The organism is Celeribacter sp. (assembly GCF_048270365.1).
Lineage (GTDB): Bacteria > Pseudomonadota > Alphaproteobacteria > Rhodobacterales > Rhodobacteraceae > Celeribacter.
Window position 1 is genome coordinate 252,282 of the sequence record NZ_JBLWTA010000002.1, and the last position, 17,026, is coordinate 269,307.

14 protein-coding genes are annotated in these 17,026 nt (G+C 58.3%); 10 read left to right on the forward strand and 4 right to left on the reverse strand.

Annotated elements, in window-relative coordinates; genetic code table 11:
• Positions 1 to 95: 95 nt before the first annotated feature.
• From ACN0X0_RS03900 to ACN0X0_RS03915, 4 genes are all read left to right on the forward strand, one after another.
• Entirely contained in the window at positions 96 to 2,378 is a 2,283-nt protein-coding gene (locus tag ACN0X0_RS03900; RefSeq protein ID WP_417278089.1) for an NADP-dependent malic enzyme, read from the forward strand.
• A 277-nt stretch (positions 2,379 to 2,655) separates the two neighbouring features.
• Positions 2,656 to 4,548, forward strand: a complete 1,893-nt coding sequence (locus ACN0X0_RS03905) for a propionyl-CoA synthetase (protein ID WP_417278090.1) — start codon at positions 2,656 to 2,658, stop codon at positions 4,546 to 4,548.
• Between the two features lie 166 nt (positions 4,549 to 4,714).
• Entirely contained in the window at positions 4,715 to 6,304 is a 1,590-nt protein-coding gene (locus ACN0X0_RS03910; RefSeq protein WP_417278091.1) for a response regulator, read from the forward strand.
• Positions 6,273 to 7,664 (forward strand): sigma-54-dependent transcriptional regulator, encoded by a 1,392-nt coding sequence (locus ACN0X0_RS03915; RefSeq protein ID WP_417278092.1) that lies wholly within the window; start codon positions 6,273 to 6,275, stop codon positions 7,662 to 7,664. Before ACN0X0_RS03910 ends, ACN0X0_RS03915 begins: the two co-directional genes overlap by 32 nt.
• A 15-nt stretch (positions 7,665 to 7,679) precedes the next feature.
• Here the strand turns inward: ACN0X0_RS03915 and ACN0X0_RS03920 are convergent, their stop codons facing one another.
• Positions 7,680 to 8,438: an NAD kinase gene (locus ACN0X0_RS03920; protein ID WP_417278093.1), complete on the reverse strand. Its 759-nt coding sequence runs from the start codon at positions 8,436 to 8,438 to the stop codon at positions 7,680 to 7,682.
• Positions 8,439 to 8,705: 267 nt separating this feature from the next.
• On the opposite strand from ACN0X0_RS03920, the gene glyA reads away from it, so the two are divergent.
• Entirely contained in the window at positions 8,706 to 10,001 is a 1,296-nt protein-coding gene (gene glyA, locus ACN0X0_RS03925) for a serine hydroxymethyltransferase (RefSeq protein WP_417263805.1), read from the forward strand.
• Positions 10,002 to 10,071: 70 nt separating this feature from the next.
• Positions 10,072 to 10,920, forward strand: a complete 849-nt coding sequence (locus tag ACN0X0_RS03930) for a DUF817 domain-containing protein (protein WP_417278094.1) — start codon at positions 10,072 to 10,074, stop codon at positions 10,918 to 10,920.
• On the opposite strand, the gene ACN0X0_RS03935 is transcribed toward ACN0X0_RS03930, so the two are convergent.
• Entirely contained in the window at positions 10,895 to 11,254 is a 360-nt protein-coding gene (locus tag ACN0X0_RS03935; RefSeq protein ID WP_417278095.1) for a hypothetical protein, read from the reverse strand. The two genes, ACN0X0_RS03930 and ACN0X0_RS03935, sit on opposite strands and share 26 nt — an antisense overlap.
• Before the next feature lie 64 nt (positions 11,255 to 11,318).
• Here ACN0X0_RS03935 and ACN0X0_RS03940 point away from each other — a divergent pair, with 64 nt between their 5' ends.
• Complete coding sequence (locus ACN0X0_RS03940) at positions 11,319 to 12,101, forward strand: alpha/beta fold hydrolase (RefSeq protein WP_417278096.1); 783 nt, start codon at positions 11,319 to 11,321, stop codon at positions 12,099 to 12,101.
• Here the strand turns inward: ACN0X0_RS03940 and ACN0X0_RS03945 are convergent.
• The gene (locus tag ACN0X0_RS03945; protein WP_321364340.1) at positions 12,098 to 12,286 is read right to left on the reverse strand and encodes a CTP synthetase; all 189 of its coding nucleotides are present in this window, start codon (positions 12,284 to 12,286) and stop codon (positions 12,098 to 12,100) included. The genes ACN0X0_RS03940 and ACN0X0_RS03945 overlap by 4 nt on opposite strands.
• 173 nt (positions 12,287 to 12,459) lie before the next feature.
• Between ACN0X0_RS03945 and ACN0X0_RS03950 the strand changes: the two genes are divergently transcribed.
• Together ACN0X0_RS03950 and ACN0X0_RS03955 are read left to right on the forward strand one after the other, a co-directional pair.
• On the forward strand, positions 12,460 to 12,597 hold the full coding sequence (locus ACN0X0_RS03950; protein WP_417263801.1) for an entericidin A/B family lipoprotein: 138 nt from the start codon (positions 12,460 to 12,462) through the stop codon (positions 12,595 to 12,597).
• Positions 12,598 to 12,848: 251 nt separating this feature from the next.
• Positions 12,849 to 13,589, forward strand: a complete 741-nt coding sequence (locus ACN0X0_RS03955) for a hypothetical protein (RefSeq protein WP_417278097.1) — start codon at positions 12,849 to 12,851, stop codon at positions 13,587 to 13,589.
• A 35-nt stretch (positions 13,590 to 13,624) separates the two neighbouring features.
• Here the strand turns inward: ACN0X0_RS03955 and lepA are convergent, their stop codons facing one another.
• Positions 13,625 to 15,424, reverse strand: coding sequence for a translation elongation factor 4 (gene lepA / locus ACN0X0_RS03960; RefSeq protein WP_417278098.1), 1,800 nt, complete (start codon positions 15,422 to 15,424; stop codon positions 13,625 to 13,627).
• Between the two features lie 122 nt (positions 15,425 to 15,546).
• Between lepA and ACN0X0_RS03965 the strand changes: the two genes are divergently transcribed.
• Positions 15,547 to 17,007 (forward strand): hypothetical protein, encoded by a 1,461-nt coding sequence (locus tag ACN0X0_RS03965; protein WP_417278099.1) that lies wholly within the window; start codon positions 15,547 to 15,549, stop codon positions 17,005 to 17,007.
• Positions 17,008 to 17,026: the final 19 nt, after the last annotated feature.

Consider the following 17,026-nt stretch of genomic DNA (forward strand, 5'->3'; position numbering starts at 1 on the left):
AGGGCAAAGTTGTTTAGCATTAAACAATATCCCCACGCACATGACCGCCTAGCATGACCACAGACAAGGCCGCAGACAAGATTGGGAGATCACCAATGGCGACGGACACGCGCAACGACAGCCTGAGACAAGCCGCGCTCGACTATCACGAGTTCCCGAAACCCGGGAAATTGGAAATTCGCGCCACCAAACCGATGGCCAACGGCCGCGACCTCGCGCGGGCCTATAGCCCCGGCGTCGCCGAAGCCTGTCTGGAGATCAAGGCCGACCCGACCACCTCGAGCCGCTACACCGCGCGCGGCAACCTCGTCGCCGTCGTGACCAATGGCACGGCCGTTTTGGGCCTTGGCAACATTGGTGCCGCCGCCTCGAAACCGGTGATGGAGGGCAAGGCGGTGCTCTTCAAGAAATTCGCCAACATCGACTGTTTCGACATCGAAGTGAACGAAAGCGACCCGGAAAAACTGGCCGAGATCGTCTGTGCGCTGGAGCCGACCTTTGGCGCAATCAACCTCGAAGACATCAAGGCGCCGGATTGTTTTATTGTTGAACAACTCTGCCGCGAGAAGATGAACATCCCCGTCTTCCACGACGACCAACATGGCACCGCCATCGTTGTCGGCGCCGCCGCAACCAACGCTTTGCGCGTGTCGGGCAAGAAGATCGAAGACATTAAAGTGGTGTCCACCGGCGGCGGGGCGGCAGGGATTGCCTGTCTCAACATGCTGTTGAAATTGGGCCTCAAACGCGAAAACGTCTGGCTCTGCGACATCGCCGGGCTGGTCTATGAGGGCCGCGAAGAAGAGATGACGGCGCAAAAGGCGGCCTTTGCGCAAAAGACCGACCTACGGACGCTCGACGAGGCGATTGAGGGCGCGGATATGTTCCTCGGCCTCTCCGGTCCGGGGGTCCTGAAGCCCGAGATGGTCAAGAAGATGACCAAACAGCCGATCATTTTCGCGCTCGCCAACCCGACGCCGGAGATCATGCCGGACGAGGTCAAAAGGGTCGCACCTGACGCGATCATCGCCACGGGCCGGTCGGATTACCCCAACCAAGTCAACAACGTGCTATGTTTCCCTTTCATCTTCCGCGGTGCGCTGGATGTGGGGGCCACCGAGATCAACGATGAGATGCAGCTCGGTTGTATCGAGGGGATCGCGGCCCTTGCGCGGGCCACCACCAGCGCCGAAGCCGCTGCTGCCTATCAGGACGAGCGGATGGAATTCGGCCCGGATTATCTGATCCCGAAACCGTTCGACCCGCGCCTCATGGGGGTCGTGGCCTCGGCCGTTGCCAAAGCCGCGATGGAGAGCGGCGTGGCGACGAAACCTGTCCGCGACATGAAGGCCTATAAGGACGCGCTCGACGGTTCGGTGTTCAAATCCGCGCTGATCATGCGCCCGGTCTTTGCCGCCGCAAGCCATGCCGAACGCCGCATCGCCTTTGCCGAAGGCGAAGACGAACGCGTGCTGCGCGCCGCCCAAGGCATGATCGAGGAAACCACCGACAAACCTATCCTGATCGGTCGTCCGGAGGTGATCGCCATGCGGGCCGAGCGCGCTGGCGTGAAAATCCGCCCCGGCATTGATTTCGAGGTGGTGAACCCGGAAAACGACAGCCGCTACAAACAATATTGGCAGGCCTATCATGACCTGATGGCCCGCAAAGGTGTAACGCCGGATCTGGCAAAAGCGATCCTGCGCACCAACACCACGGCGATTGGCGCCATTATGGTGCAACAGGACCACGCCGACAGCATGATCTGCGGCACCTTCGGTCAATATCTGTGGCACCTCAACTATGTGACACAAATTCTCGGCACCAAGGAGCGCCAGCCGGTCGGCGCGCTTTCCTTGATGATTCAAGAAGACGGCCCGTTGTTCATCGCCGACACACATGTGCATACCGAGCCGACGCCGCAGCAGATCGCCGAAACCGTGATCGCCACGGCGCGCCATGTGCGCCGCTTCGGGATCGAGCCGAACATTGCGCTGTGTTCGCATTCGGAGTTCGGCAACCTCAATTGCATGACGGGGCGCCACATGCGCGAAGCGATGGAGATTCTCGACGCCGAACCCCGGGATTTCAAATACGAGGGCGAGATGCACATCGACAGCGCCCTGACCCCGGATTTGCGCGAACGCAACTTCCCGCATTCGCGGCTTGAAGGCCCGGCCAATGCGCTGGTCTTTGCGATTGCCGATGCGTCCTCCGGCGTGCGCAACATCCTAAAGACCAAAGGCGGCGGGCTGGAAGTCGGTCCGATCCTGATGGGGATGGCGAACAAGGCGCATATCGTCACGCCCTCGATCACCTCGCGCGGGCTTTTGAACATGTCCGCCATCGCAGGGACCCCGGTCGCGCATTACGGCTAAGTCCAGACGACAGAACAGATTTGCAACGCCTCCGCCTCGTCGCGGGGGCGTTTCTATTTGCAACATCAACACCTTGGAGAAGAGTTTGCAAACTACATTTGTCGGGATGTTTGCGAATTTTATATAAACTTTTCTAGCGCGCTCTGGTAACAACATTGCCGGAGCGGGGCCAATCACCAGCGGCCCCCGTGATTGTTGCGCGTGATATTCCTACGTAGCCCCGCAGGGAATCACTGACTGAGCCAATCACGCCAAGTCAGCGAGGAGGACGCGAAGAGTGGCATATAAAGACGTTTACGAGGCCTGGAAATCCGATCCGGAAGCATTCTGGATGGAGGCCGCAGAAGAAGTTCATTGGTTCAAAAAGCCCACGAAGGCGCTGTTTGACGACAAAGCCCCGATTTATGAGTGGTTCTCGGACGGGTTGACCAACACCTGTTACAACGCGGTGGACCGCCATGTCGAAGCCGGTCGCGGCGACGAGATCGCGATCATGCACGAGAGCCCGATCACCCATGCGACCAAGGGCATCACCTACAAGGAATTGCAGGCCCGCGTGTCGTCCCTGGCGGGCGCGCTCAAAATGCGCGGCGTCGAGAAAGGCGACCGCGTCATCATCTATATGCCGATGGTGCCCGAGGCGCTTGAGGCGATGCTGGCCTGTGCCCGGATCGGCGCAGTGCATTCGGTGGTCTTCGGCGGCTTTGCGGCGCATGAACTGGCGGTTCGGATCGACGATTGTACGCCGAAAGCGATCATCGCGTCGTCCTGCGGACTCGAGCCCAACCGCGTGGTGCATTACAAACCGCTTTTGGACGAAGCCATTGAGCAGGCCGGGCACAAGCCCGAATTCTGCGTGATTTTCCAACGCGAACAAGAGGTTGCCAAGCTGATCGAGGGGCGTGACTTCTCTTGGCACGGTTTCCAATACGGCGTCAAACCGGCAGAATGCGTGCCGGTCGAGGGCAATCATCCAGCCTATATTCTCTACACTTCCGGCACCACTGGCGCGCCGAAAGGCGTGGTGCGCTCCACCGGCGGGCACCTTGTGGCGCTCAACTGGACGATGAAGAACATCTACAACATCGAGGCAGGCGACCGGTTCTGGGCGGCCTCCGATGTGGGCTGGGTCGTGGGCCACAGCTACATCTGCTACGGCCCGCTGATCAAAGGCGCGCAGACCATCGTGTTCGAGGGCAAGCCGGTCGGCACGCCGCACGCCGGTGTGTTCTGGCGGATCATCCAGAACCAGCGGGTGAAGTCCTTCTTTACGGCGCCGACGGCGCTGCGCGCGATCAAGCGCGAGGACCCGAATGGCGAATGGATCAAACGCTATAAGGCACATGAGCTTCAGGCGATTTTCCTCGCTGGTGAACGCGCGGACCCCGACACGATCAAATGGGCGCAGGAGAAATTCGGCGTGCCCGTCATTGACCACTGGTGGCAGACGGAAACCGGCTGGGCCATCGCCGCGAACCCGCTGGGCATCGAGGAATTGCCGGTCAAGATCGGCAGCCCTTCGGTGGCGATGCCGGGCTATGACATCGACATTCTCGACGAGGCCGGTCATCCGGTCGCCGACGGAGAACTGGGCGCCATCGCAATCAAACTGCCGCTGCCGCCGGGCACGTTGCAGACGCTTTGGAATGCGGAAGATCGCTACAAAAAGAGCTACCTCACCACCTTCCCGGGTTACTACGAAACAGGCGACGCGGGGATCAAGGATGAGGACGGCTATGTCTACATCATGGCCCGCACCGATGACGTGATCAACGTCGCGGGGCACCGCCTGTCGACGGGCGCGATGGAAGAGGTTCTGGCGAACCACCCGGACGTGGCCGAATGCGCCGTGATCGGGGTGGCGGATCAACTCAAGGGGCAATCGCCGCTGGGCTTCTTGTGCCTCAACGCCGGGTGCGACCGCGATCATGCGACGATCGTCAAAGAGGTGGTCGCCTCGGTCCGCAAGGACATCGGCCCTGTCGCGGCGTTCAAGATGGCCTGTGTCGTGGACCGTTTGCCGAAAACCCGGTCGGGTAAAATCCTGCGCGGCACGATGGTGAAAATCGCTGACAGCCAGCCGTTCAAAATGCCCGCGACCATCGACGATCCGGCCATTCTGGACGAGATCAAAGTGGCACTTCAGGGGCTTGGTTACGCAAAAGAGTAAATTTTAACCAAAAATCTCTGTTCCCCGGCGCAAGGTTGGTTAAGACTTTGTAAACCAATTCGCCGGGGATCGACGCGGCCCGATTTGGCCGCGTTTTTTCTTGCCCGACAATGTGATCGGCAAAAGTTGCATAGGTTGAGCGTCTGGTGGGACGTAAGGGGATAATTTGACTCAGGGGAACGAACAAAGCCACACGCTTCAGATCGAGGATGCAGGGCGTATCTCCCTGTTGTCACATGATATTCGTTCGACGTATGGGGAATTGCAAAGCGCACTGAAGATGTTGGCGCAGGACGTGCATCTTCCTCAGCGCCTCCAGAATGAGCTGTCGCGGTTGAGCCATACCGGCGCGCATCTGGGTCGCTTGCTCGATGAGGTCTCCGAGGCGATCTTTCACGACCATCAGAAACGCCCCCCGCCCGTTCTCAGCAGCGCGCCGCGACTGGTCCTGACAGGGCTTGTGCAACGCTGGCAGAGGATCACCGAAAAACTCGGCTCCGAACTTTTGCTCAGTGGTACGGATCACCTGCCTGACATTGCGGATCTCGATATGCTGGCGCTGGAACAGGTGCTCTCGAATCTCGTGTCCAACGCGCTCCATCATGCCGGTCCCGGGCCGATCTCCATCGACATTGCGCGCTCTGGTCAGGGCGCGCATGAAGAACTTGTGTTCCGCATTCGCGACGCCGGGCCGGGCTACCCGCCCTCTGTTTTGGGGTCCGTGGCGCAGGCGCCCACGCCCATCGGCGCGGGGGAGCCGGGATCGGGGTTCGGCCTGCATGTGGCCTTTGACGCGACCCGTCGCTTGAATGGCAAACTGAAACTTCAGAACCCGCCAGACGGCGGCGCGGAAGCCTGTTTGACGCTGCCCTTTCCACGTCCCAACACGGCCAACACCGACACCATCGCACAGTCGCAGCACCTGCCCGAGGGGCTCGTGGCGCTTTTGGTCGAAGACAGCGCCGCTTTGCGGCTTGGGCTGCGTCACGATCTTGAGGCGCTTGGCCTGACGGTGATCGAGGCGCATGACGGCATCGAAGCGCTCGAACGCCTCACCGACCAAAAGACCCACATCGACATCGTGTTTCTCGACATCGAATTGCCCCTGCTGTCGGGGCTTCAGGTGTTGTCACGGCTCCGTGCACAGGACCAAAGCGTTCCACCCACCGTGGCCATCACTTCGCATGTGTTCATGGTGAACCGTCAGACCATCCTGTCGCATGGCGTCAAGACGGTGCTCAGAAAACCCGTCAGCGCCCAGCGCGATATTCTCGAGGCCATCGCCACCGCGCTTGAGCTGGATCACCCGCTCTCGCCCGCACAGCCCAGGTTCTACGCCCCGCCTGCGCGTTTCGCCTTGCCCCAAGATGTCCTGGCAGACTGTCTGAACAGGCTGATCGCCCACCTGCCCTGCCCGACAGCGCGCGAGGTACTGGCCCAGATGTCTGAAGATCTGGATCGTTATCTCGATGAGGCAACCGGCGCGATGCAAGGCCAGGATGGCCCAGAACGGCACGCCCAGGTGTCGCGGGCCTGCCATTCTCTGTCGGCGCTCTTTGCCACAGTCAATATGAAGACGGCCCAGCGGGACTCGCGTGTCCTGTCTGAGCGTTCAGATCAGCTGTCGCCATCTGACATCATTGAAATTCTCAGGCAACTCCGGCAATATGCCTCAAATATTCAAACTGCAATTCATTCGATCTTAACGCGCGAGATGGACACAGATGTGCCACCCACCCATTTTAATCGTCGATGACGTCGCTACCCATTTAACCCTCTTTTCTGCCACTTTAGAAGCCGAGGGACATGTCGTCCTCACCGCCCGCAGCAAACAAGAAGCGCTTGAACTGGCGCAAAATCATGCGCCACGGATTGCCTTGGTCGATCTCGTGCTGCCGGATGGCGACGGAGCGGAATTGATCGAGGCCTTGACCTCCCGCTGCCCGGAGCTCAAGGCCATTGCCGTGACCGCCTTTGCGACAGTCGACCGCGCGGTGGCCGCGATGCGCAACGGCGCCGCCGATTTTCTGGTCAAACCGCTGACCCCTGATCAATTGATCTCCGCGATCAACAATGCGCTTGCCGGACGCAGCATCGGGACTTTGCCCGGCGAAGCGATCGGGCACGGCGATGGTTTGGAAGGCGCGATCAACTCCTCGAAGCCGATGAAAGACGTTTATGCGACCATCCGCGCCGTGGCGGGATCGGCCGCCTCGGTGTTCATCACCGGCGAAAGCGGCACCGGCAAGGTCAAGGCCGCCGCCACCATCCATGCGCAATCCGGGTTCAACACCGGCGCTTTTGTCAAACTCGACTGTTCCACCGCCGACCCGGACCGGATCGAAGAAGAGCTTCTCGGACATGTCGCAACAGCGGACAGTCCCGCCAAGCCCGGCGCTGTCGAGCGCGCCAATGGCGGCACCCTTTTGCTCGATGAGGTCTGTGCCCTGTCCCCGGCGATGCAGGCGCGGCTTTTGAACATTCTCCAAACGGGCGAGATCCCCCCCCTCGGTGGCGACACGCCCCTGCCCGTCTCCTTCCGCCTGATTTGTTCCTCCACGCCCGACCCGACCGAAGAGGTGGCCCATGGCCGTTTTCGTGCGGATTTGTTCTATCGGTTGAACGTTGTGCCGATCCATCTCCCGCCGCTGCGCGAACGCGGGTTGGAAGTGGTAGAGATTGCAGAGACCGAGCTGGATCGCCTCTGTGCGCAGGAGGGGCGGAATTTCCGGACGCTCTCGACCGGGGTCAAGGCGATCTTTCTTGATCACAACTGGCCCGGCAATATTCGCGAGTTGATGAATGTGATCTGGAATGTCGCGCTGTTGAACGATGGGCCTGTCGTGGAAATCTCCGACCTGCCGCCCTATCTGCGCGGCATCGGCACCTCTCCGGCACAGGGCGCCGAGAGCGCGCCGCCGCGGTTTCCCGGACGCGCCGATCCCTTTCAGGGGCGGACTTTGGCGGAGATCGAAAAACAGGCGATTGAGGCCGCAATCCAGGCGACGGACGGGTCGATCCCGGCGGCGGCACGGGTGCTCGATGTCTCGCCCTCAACGCTCTATCGCAAGCTTGAAACCTGGGGCAAACCCGTGCGCGGCGCCCGCAAAAGCTAAGGCAAGCGCCTGATATCAGACGAATTGTTCGCGCAACAGCCGCTCTTCGAGCCCATGCCCCGGATCGAAGAGAATACGGTGTTTGACCTTGGGTTCCGAGGCGATCTCGACCCAGAGCACCTTATCCGTGTGGCGGCTGTCGGCATCGGCCATGACCGGGCGTTTTTCCGGTTCAAGCACATCGAACCGCACCTTGGCGGCACTGGGCAACAAGGCCCCGCGCCAACGCCGGGGCCGGAACGCGGCCATCGCGGTGAGCGCCAGAACATCGGAGCCGATGGGCAGGATCGGCCCGCGCGCGGAGTAGTTATAGGCCGTGGACCCGGCGGGCGTCGCCACCAGAACCCCGTCGCAAATCAGCTCTTCCATGCGGATTTTGCCGTCGATCGAGACGCGCAGCTTGGCCGCTTGCGGACCCGCGCGCAGCAAAGACACCTCGTTGATCGCCAGCGCCTTATGTTCGCGCCCGTCCTCGCCACAGGCCACCATGGAGAGCGGGTTGATCACCTCTTCCTCGGCCTCGCGCAGACGTTCGATCAGATCGTCCTCACGAAACTCGTTCATCAAAAAGCCGATGGTGCCGCAATTCATGCCGTAAACCGGCGTGTCGAGATGCATGGTCCCGTGCAGGGTCTGAAGCATGAAGCCATCGCCGCCCAAGGCCACGATCACCTCCGCTTCTTCCATCGGCACCGCCTTATATTGCGCAGACAGCCGCTCAAACGCGCGCTGCGCGATCTGGGCATCGCTGGCGGCAAAAGCGATTTTGACCATGATGTGTCCCTTTCAGACCCGGTGTTTGGTTCTCAGTATCAAAGCTGATTGGGGATTTCACCTGAATTCCTGCGGGGTTGCGCAATCCTCCTGTCGTCGAAATTGTGCCCCCAAACGGACGCGCGGGCGCGGATCGGAAACTTTCGTCTCCACAAAAGGCCTACGCGGGATCGGATTCATGATCATTATGCGCCGACAAAGGGTTTTCCAAATGTGACAGAATGGCTAAGACAGCCGCGACACTCCCAGCCTGCCAAGGAGCATATCATGACGGCCAATGTCCGCGATTCCGGTTTCTTCACCGAGGCGCTCGCCTCCCGCGACCCCGAGCTGTTCGACAGCATCACCAAAGAGCTTGGCCGTCAGCGCCACGAGATCGAATTGATCGCCTCTGAGAACATCGTCTCCGCCGCCGTGATGGAGGCTCAAGGCACCGTCCTCACCAACAAATACGCCGAGGGCTATCCGGGCCGTCGCTATTATGGCGGCTGTCAGTTTGTTGACGTGACCGAGAACCTCGCCCGTGATCGTGCGAAAGAGCTGTTCGGCTGTCAGTACGTGAACGTTCAACCGAACTCCGGCTCTCAGGCGAACCAGGGCGTGTTCAACGCACTTCTGCAACCGGGCGACACGATCCTCGGCATGAACCTCGCGTCCGGTGGGCACCTGACCCACGGTGCGACCGTGAACCAGTCCGGCAAATGGTTCAAGGCCGTGCAATACGGTGTGCGTCAACAAGATCAGCGCATCGACTACGATGCCGTCGCCGAGCTGGCCCGCGAGAACAAACCCAAGCTGATCATCGCCGGTGGCTCCGCCATTCCGCGCCAGATCGACTTTGCGAAATTCCGTGAGATCGCCGATGAAGTTGGCGCGATCCTGATGGTCGACATGGCCCACTTCGCCGGTCTCGTCGCCGGTGGGGCGCACCCCTCGCCCTTCCCCTATGCCGACGTGGCAACCACCACGACGCACAAGACGCTGCGCGGTCCGCGTGGCGGCATGATCCTCACCAATGATGTCGAGATCGCCAAAAAGGTGAACTCCGCCATCTTCCCCGGCATTCAGGGCGGCCCGCTGATGCATGTCATCGCCGCGAAAGCCGTGGCCTTTGGCGAGGCTCTGCGTCCCGAGTTCAAAGAATACGCCAAGCAAGTGATCGTCAACGCTCAGGCGCTGGCCGATCAGCTGATGAAGGGCGGTCTGGACATCGTCACCGGTGGCACTGACACCCACGTGCTGCTCGTCGACCTGCGTCCCAAAGATGTGACCGGCAAGGACACGGAAAAGGCGCTCGAACGTGCGCATATCACCTGCAACAAAAACGGCATTCCGTTCGACCCGCAGCCGCCGATGGTCACCTCCGGCGTCCGTCTCGGCACCCCTGCGGGCACCACGCGTGGCTTCGGTGAGGCCGAATTCCGTCAGATCGCCGACTGGATCGTCGAAGTGGTCGATGGGCTTGCCGCCAATGGCGAAGAGGGCAATGCAGAGGTCGAAGCCAAGGTGAAAGCCGAGGTCGAGGCGCTTTGCGAGAAATTCCCCCTCTATCCGAACTTGTAAGTTTCGAACATTCGAGACAGGTTAAGGGGCCTTCGGGCCCCTTTTTCTTTCACAATTGCGATGTTGCCCGATGTCTCAGCCAACTTCCCTAGAACGCCACCTCGGCGACTGGCTCCGCGCCCGCCTGCCGCATGTCGTCACTGAGTTTGTCATGTTCACGGTCAAAATGGGCTGGGCCTCGCTCTTTGGCGGGCTTTTGTTGATCGCCATGCTGGCGACCCATGCGGTCTGGCAAGACGACTGGACCATCGCGCGCTATGACGCATTGCTGCTCTACGCGCTCGGTCTGCAAATCCTATTTCTGATCTTTCGGCTGGAAACCTTCACTGAGGCCAAGGTCATCCTCTTGTTCCATATCACCGGCACCGTGATGGAGATTTTCAAACTCCACATGGGCAGTTGGGATTACCCCGGCGCTGGCGTGATCAAAATCGGCGGCGTGCCGCTGTTTTCGGGCTTCATGTATGCCTCCGTCGGCAGTTTCATGGCCCGCGCCATCCGCCTTTTCGACATGCGGTTCGCCCCCTACCCGCCCTATTGGGCCTCGCTCCTGTTTGCGCTCGCGATCTATCTCAATTTCTTCACCCATCACTTCGGACCGGACATCCGCATCGGGCTGTTCATCGCCTCGCTGATCCTCTTTGCCCGCACCCGTGTCTGGTATCGCATCGGCCACTGGCACTGGATGCCGCTGCCCCTGGCCGCCGTGCTCTCCGCCTTTTTCCTCTGGATCGCCGAGAATATCGGCACGGCGACACGGATTTGGCTCTACAACGGACAAGTCTCCGGCGAGATGGTCAGCTTTTCGAAAATGGGGTCGTGGTATCTGCTGCTTTACGTCAGCTTTGTCACAGTCACCTTGGTGCAGCGTGACGCGCTGTGCCCACGCGCTTTTACACCAGACCGCGCCAGACCATGACGGCGAGCCCCAGCGCGATGGTGGCAAAGATCACAAAGCCGATCGTCGCGATCAGGTCCAGAAAACGGTTCTTTCGCCGGGTCTTCACATCCTGACGTTCGAGGAAATAACGCAATTCTTTAAAGGCCTTATCGACCTTTTTATGCGGGACCTGCTGCGCCAATTTCGGATGCGCCTCAAGTGCAAGCGCCTCGATGATCACCGCCGATTTCCGACGCGCCCAGCGCGGCAAACGGCGTCCGGCGTGTTTCACCTTGGCCTCGAACCCTTCGCCCATGCGCACGCCCAGATGGTCGCGCAAAAGCACGGCAAGCTCGTCTGATCTGTGCGTCACGGAATGGTCCATGCGCCTCTTTTAGGGGGTTTGCCGCAGGGCGCCAAGGCGCTATCTCTCAACCATGCTGCACATAGATTTGAACGGTCAGCCGACCGACGCCTCGCCCCTTTTGATCGTCCACGGCCTCTTCGGCTCCGCCCGCAACTGGGGCGTGATCTCGAAACGCCTGTCCGACGAACGCCTCGTCGTCGCCGTCGACCAGCGCAACCACGGCGAAAGCCCGCGGTTCCCGACGCAAAGCTACCCCGATATGGCGGCTGATCTGGCCGAGGTCTTGGAGCCTCTGGTGGCCGAACACGGACCCTGCCACGTCATGGGGCATTCCATGGGCGGCAAGGCGGTGATGGTGCTGGCGCTCGAACGCCCCGAGCTGATCAAATCTCTGGTCGTCGCCGATATTTCGCCCGTCACCTACAGCCACGACAACACGCCTTTGATTGAGGCGATGCGCCGGATTGACCTGTCCATCGTAGAGAAACGTTCGGACGCCGACAAACAACTCGCCCGCGACGTCTTGGACACGGGCGTGCGGGCGTTTTTGCTGCAAAGCCTTGTGGTGAAAGAGAAACGTTGGCTTTTGAACCTCGACGTTCTGGAAGCCGAAATGCCGAAGATCACCGCCTTCCCCGAGGTCTCCGGGCAATACGACGGCCCCACGTTCTTCCTCTCAGGCGGCGAAAGCACCTATGTCGAGCGCGATCACCGCGAGCGCACCAAAGCGCTCTTCCCGGCGGCCAAATTCGCCTCCATCCCCGGCACGGGCCATTGGCTTCATGCCGAGAAACCCCGCGAATTCGAGGCCGCGATGCGCGCTTGGATGACGGCGGTCGACGCGAAAACTTAGGAAAACTCTTCCAGGATTTTCTTGGTCACGAACCAGGTCACCGGGATCGACACGACAAAGCCGATGGCCGCCGCGATCAGAATGGGCTGAAGCGTGTCCTTGCCCATGGTCAGCGCCACGACGACGGCGGTGCCCATCAAGGTGGTAGAAATCAACGAAAACAGAATGCCGGCAAGTCGGTTCATGGGTCTCTCCATCATATTCGATCGCGCGCATGTGACTTTAAGGTGATTCCGCGATGTCGCTTTGATCGGCGTCAAATTGCGGTCTGGCACAGAATATGACGTCGAACATGACGACGGGAACCCTATGAGGGGCTGACGCGTTGAATTGGCGAAACATGAAAGAGGAGTTTGCCATGAAACGTGTGATGATTTTGGGCGCTGTGCTTTTGTCCCTCGCCGCGTGTGAGACTGTTGAGGGGGCCGGTCAGGATATTTCCAAAGCCGGGTCCGCGATTTCTCAGGAAAGCCGAGAAGTTCAGAGTGAGATGTGAGTGGGGTTGCCGCTCGGGAATTGAAAGGAAGCGCCTGCCCGGTTGGGTGGGCGTTTTTTTATGACCACAGAAGCGAAACAAGCGCAAATCCTGTCACGCTCATTTTTCCATCGGTCCGAATAACTTCACATCTGCCTCGTTCTGAATGCTGGCTTGCGTCGCAAACTGAAATCCTTCGTCTTCTTGATGGACGCTAATTTTGCTAGTCTACCTGTGAGCGCATCGTGATTGTCTATCCGTGAGGTCGAAAGATGACGATCAACAAAGTTGAAAGAGACAACCGTCTCAATCTGAGAATAAATGTAGTTCTCGCACTTCTCACTCCGATATTTATGGCCGCTTGCTTGATTGTCGTTGGCACAATCTTTGGATGTCTCACTCACCCAAATACTTGCAGTGATCTGTCTCACAGGATTTACAACGACTTTAGTTCTGGTGCTAACAGCGCCTTTATACAAAGTGTTATGGGCGCCTCTTACGGCGCATTAGGCGCGTTTACTGCTCTCACTTGGATCCAGAACCAAAAGGAACGAAACAGCTCAACTGTTTCTCTGATAAAGGAAATCAGTTCCCCCAGCTTTATCAAAACCAGACGGCAAGCAACCGCTTTTCTAACCAGTTATCAGATCATTAAAGAGAACGGCCGCCCCTATGAGCAGGTCAGATACTCTCTATCAGAAGTCTTCTATTCAGATTTATGGAACAAACGGGATCAGGACGCCATAGATGCACTACGTTCAGTGCTTTCCATGCTCGAATTGTTGGGAAACTTGGCACATTCCGGCGAAATAGACGCGAGGAAGTTGAAGGTTCATTGCAGCGGCTTTCTCGAAAACTGGCTGGCATTGTTTAGAATTATGGCCGAAGAAGAGATTGAAACCAATGGGGAGAAAGCATGGCCCCACACAATCGCCAATTTAAATCGCGCGCTAAACGCATTTGGGTATGACCACAATCTGGTGGAAACGCACCTTGCGGCCTCACACAATTGAAACTGTAAAAAAGCCGCCCCAAAGGGCAGCTCTTTTTAACTGTCCATTTTCAGCGCGTTAATAAACGCTTCCTGCGGGATTTCCACTTTCCCGAACTGGCGCATCTTCTTCTTACCCGCCTTCTGCTTTTCCAGAAGTTTCTTCTTCCGGGTCGCGTCGCCGCCGTAACATTTGGCGGTCACGTCCTTGCGCAGCGCGGACAGGGTTTCGCGCGCGATCACCTTGCCGCCAATCGCGGCCTGGATCGGGATTTTGAACATGTGGCGGGGGATCAGCTCCTTGAGCTTTTCACACATCGCACGGCCACGGGACTCGGCACGGTCGCGGTGGACCATCATCGAGAGCGCATCCACAGGTTCGTCGTTTACCAACACCTGCATCTTCACAAGGTTGTCCTCGCGATACTCGGTGAATTGATAGTCAAAGGACGCATACCCTTTGGTAATGGATTTGAGCCTATCGTAGAAATCGAACACCACTTCGTTGAGCGGGAGGTCATAGACAACCATCGCACGGGTGCCGGCGTAGGTCAGGTCCATCTGGATGCCGCGGCGGTCCTGACAGAGTTTGAGAACATCGCCCAGATATTCGTCTGGCACCATGATCGTCGCCTTGATGCGCGGCTCTTCGATGTGATCGACATAGGTCATATCGGGCATGTCGGCGGGGTTGTGCAGGTCCTCGACCGTGCCGTCCTTCATGTAGATTTTATAGACCACAGAGGGGGCGGTGGTGATCAGGTCGAGATCGTATTCGCGCTCCAAACGGTCGCGGATCACTTCAAGGTGCAACAGACCCAGGAAGCCACAGCGGAAGCCAAAGCCCAGAGCAGCAGAGGTCTCCATTTCGGAACTGAACGACGCGTCGTTCAGTTGCAGTTTCTCAATCGCGGTGCGCAGGTCTTCGAAGTCGTTGGCATCGACCGGGAAGAGGCCACAGAACACCACGGGGATCGAGGGTTTAAAGCCCGGCAGCGGCTTCTCGCATTGCTTTTTCTCATGGGTGATCGTGTCGCCTACCTTGGTGTCGCGCACCTGTTTGATCGAGGCGGTGAAAATGCCGATCTCGCCCGGGCCAAGCTCGGCGATGTCGACCATCTTCGGCTTCAGCACGGAGAGCTTGTCGATCTTATAGGTCGCCTTGGTCTGCATCATGCGGATTTGGTCGCCCTTTTTGACCACGCCGTCGATGACGCGGATCATGACGACAACGCCAAGGTAAGGGTCGTACCAACTGTCAACCAACATGGCCTTGAGCGGCGCGTCGCGATCGCCTTTCGGCGCAGGCAAGCGCGTGACAATGGCCTCCAAGACATCGGGAATACCGATGCCGGTCTTGGCGGAAATTTCGATGGCATTCGAGGCGTCGATGCCGATGACATCCTCGATCTGCTCGCACACACGCTCCGGCTCGGCGGCCGGAAGGTCGATCTTGTTCAGCACCGGGACAATCTCGTGGTCGGCATCAATGGCTTGGTAGACGTTCGCGAGCGTCTGCGCCTCGACGCCTTGGGTGGCGTCCACCACCAAAAGAGAGCCCTCGACGGCCTGCATCGAGCGGCTCACCTCATAGGCAAAGTCGACGTGGCCGGGGGTGTCGATCAGGTTCAGGATATAGGTCTCGCCGTCCTTGGCCGGATATTCGATCCGCACCGAGTTCGCCTTGATCGTGATCCCACGCTCGCGTTCGATGTCCATCGAGTCCAACATCTGCGCCTGCATATCGCGCTCGGCCACCGTGCCTGTGAGCTGGATCAACCGGTCGGCAAGCGTCGATTTGCCGTGGTCGATATGGGCCACGATGGAGAAGTTCCGGATGTTTTTCAGCTCGGTCATGACAGGCCTTTAGCGCGTGAAGGTTTGGCTGAGTTCTATGCGGGGAAAGGGGGGGAATGTCTAGGGTTGAAACTCTGTCACATCTATAGCACAAATTTTCTGTATCAATTTTCGGCTATAAAATGCGGTCTAGCTATCAACATTTAAAAAGACTTGGTTGGCTATCAAGTTATGCTCGGCAAGCTTTATTGTCTCGGTACCTGTTGCGCCAGACTCCAGTAATCTATTCCGAATACCTAAAAGATCTGAACCGGGCAGATCGCGCCATTTCCTTACTTAGTATCTTTAGGCTAGCAATTTCTCTGGGAAATGACAGAGAATTTGGAAAACGCTACTTAGACGCCCCATACTCTCCCCATGGCCGCCCAGGCTCATTCAAAATTCGCACTCGAAAATCAGAATATGCCGCTCTTGAAATTAATGGATGGCAGAATAGCGAAGATATTCATTGGACCTTAGGCTTCCCAACACGTGGATTTTCAAATCATGAAATTCCATCTGTCTCCCTAAACACTTTCTGGCATGAAATCCAAGAAATCGCGCAAGGCATTACTCTCTTCAAAAAAGCAGAAGCCGATCTGCGAGTTCGAAAACTGTATTCAACACCTCTCTGGAAAAACGCCAAGTATAACAACGGCACCAAACTACTAGTATTGGCCCTCAAAAAGCTTTCAGAGGAAACAAATTCAGCATTTGATTTCTGGGCTGATTGGTATGAGAGCATTTTAAACGGGATTGAGCCTAACTGGGAACTCTGGAATGCAATAGCCGCAATTGATGAAGAACATTGGGAAAACGGTCCCGAAGCGGTCGCAGAAGCCATCAAAGAAATCCAAGCCAATCTCCTCGCCAAACGCGCAGCTCTCGCAGAAGAGATGGTCTTCGACCAAAACCAAAGGACCTTCAAAACCATTCCCATAGAGATCGACACACCCGATCTCTTTCGTGTCTCACTCGAGCGCTCCGAATTCGCCTATTCCCTCGCCATCAGTGGCAACGGGTTGAACGCGACCTGTTACGAAGCCAAAATTCTCGGTCACACATTCAAAACCTGCCGTGACGATCCGCAGACGGTCGAAATGAATTTCATGCAGGTGGCGGGGAGCCTAAAGCGGCAGGTGGAATGCCATGAATACCCCGAGAGCCCGGAAATCAACGGCTTAGCAGACACGCTTTTCCAAGCGGCTCTGGACATTCGCGCGACCCATCCGGCGGTCAAAGAGGCGCGCGACAAACGGGCACAGACTGCGCTCCATGAAGCGACACCGGAACAGAAAGAAGCGCTTGCCGATGCGCTTCCCGTTTTGAAAGCGATCTCTGACGACAAGCTCGCCGAAGAGTTCGAGCTTGATTTCGGACAAGTGTTGAATTCGTCGGCGGTGCCGGTGCCAAACACTGCGCCCAAACTGCCCGGAGCCGACGCCACACACAGGATCGGCAATCGTGTGGCCAAAATGAGCTTGCTGACGAAGTCATCGAACATTGCGAAAGCGCTTGATGGCAGCGGAGGCTATAAAGCACTCACGATCAGCTTGACGCTGCACACGCTGGTCGGGATCATCTTGCGATTGTTGGGCGGGTAACATCTCGGCACCCCTCCGC

Bases quoted from the DNA above. Each gene is read 5' to 3' on its own strand.
- ACN0X0_RS03915 (WP_417278092.1), top strand. From the start codon at position 6,273: ATGTGCCACCCACCCATTTTAATCGTCGATGACGTCGCTACCCATTTA.
- ACN0X0_RS03965 (WP_417278099.1), top strand. From the start codon at position 15,547: ATGCGGTCTAGCTATCAACATTTAAAAAGACTTGGTTGGCTATCAAGT.
- ACN0X0_RS03950 (WP_417263801.1), top strand. From the start codon at position 12,460: ATGAAACGTGTGATGATTTTGGGCGCTGTGCTTTTGTCCCTCGCCGCG.
- ACN0X0_RS03940 (WP_417278096.1), top strand. From the start codon at position 11,319: ATGCTGCACATAGATTTGAACGGTCAGCCGACCGACGCCTCGCCCCTT.
- ACN0X0_RS03920 (WP_417278093.1), bottom strand. From the start codon at position 8,438: ATGGTCAAAATCGCTTTTGCCGCCAGCGATGCCCAGATCGCGCAGCGC.
- ACN0X0_RS03900 (WP_417278089.1), top strand. From the start codon at position 96: ATGGCGACGGACACGCGCAACGACAGCCTGAGACAAGCCGCGCTCGAC.
- glyA (WP_417263805.1), top strand. From the start codon at position 8,706: ATGACGGCCAATGTCCGCGATTCCGGTTTCTTCACCGAGGCGCTCGCC.
- ACN0X0_RS03945 (WP_321364340.1), bottom strand. From the start codon at position 12,286: ATGAACCGACTTGCCGGCATTCTGTTTTCGTTGATTTCTACCACCTTG.
- lepA (WP_417278098.1), bottom strand. From the start codon at position 15,424: ATGACCGAGCTGAAAAACATCCGGAACTTCTCCATCGTGGCCCATATC.
- ACN0X0_RS03955 (WP_417278097.1), top strand. From the start codon at position 12,849: ATGACGATCAACAAAGTTGAAAGAGACAACCGTCTCAATCTGAGAATA.
- ACN0X0_RS03930 (WP_417278094.1), top strand. From the start codon at position 10,072: ATGTCTCAGCCAACTTCCCTAGAACGCCACCTCGGCGACTGGCTCCGC.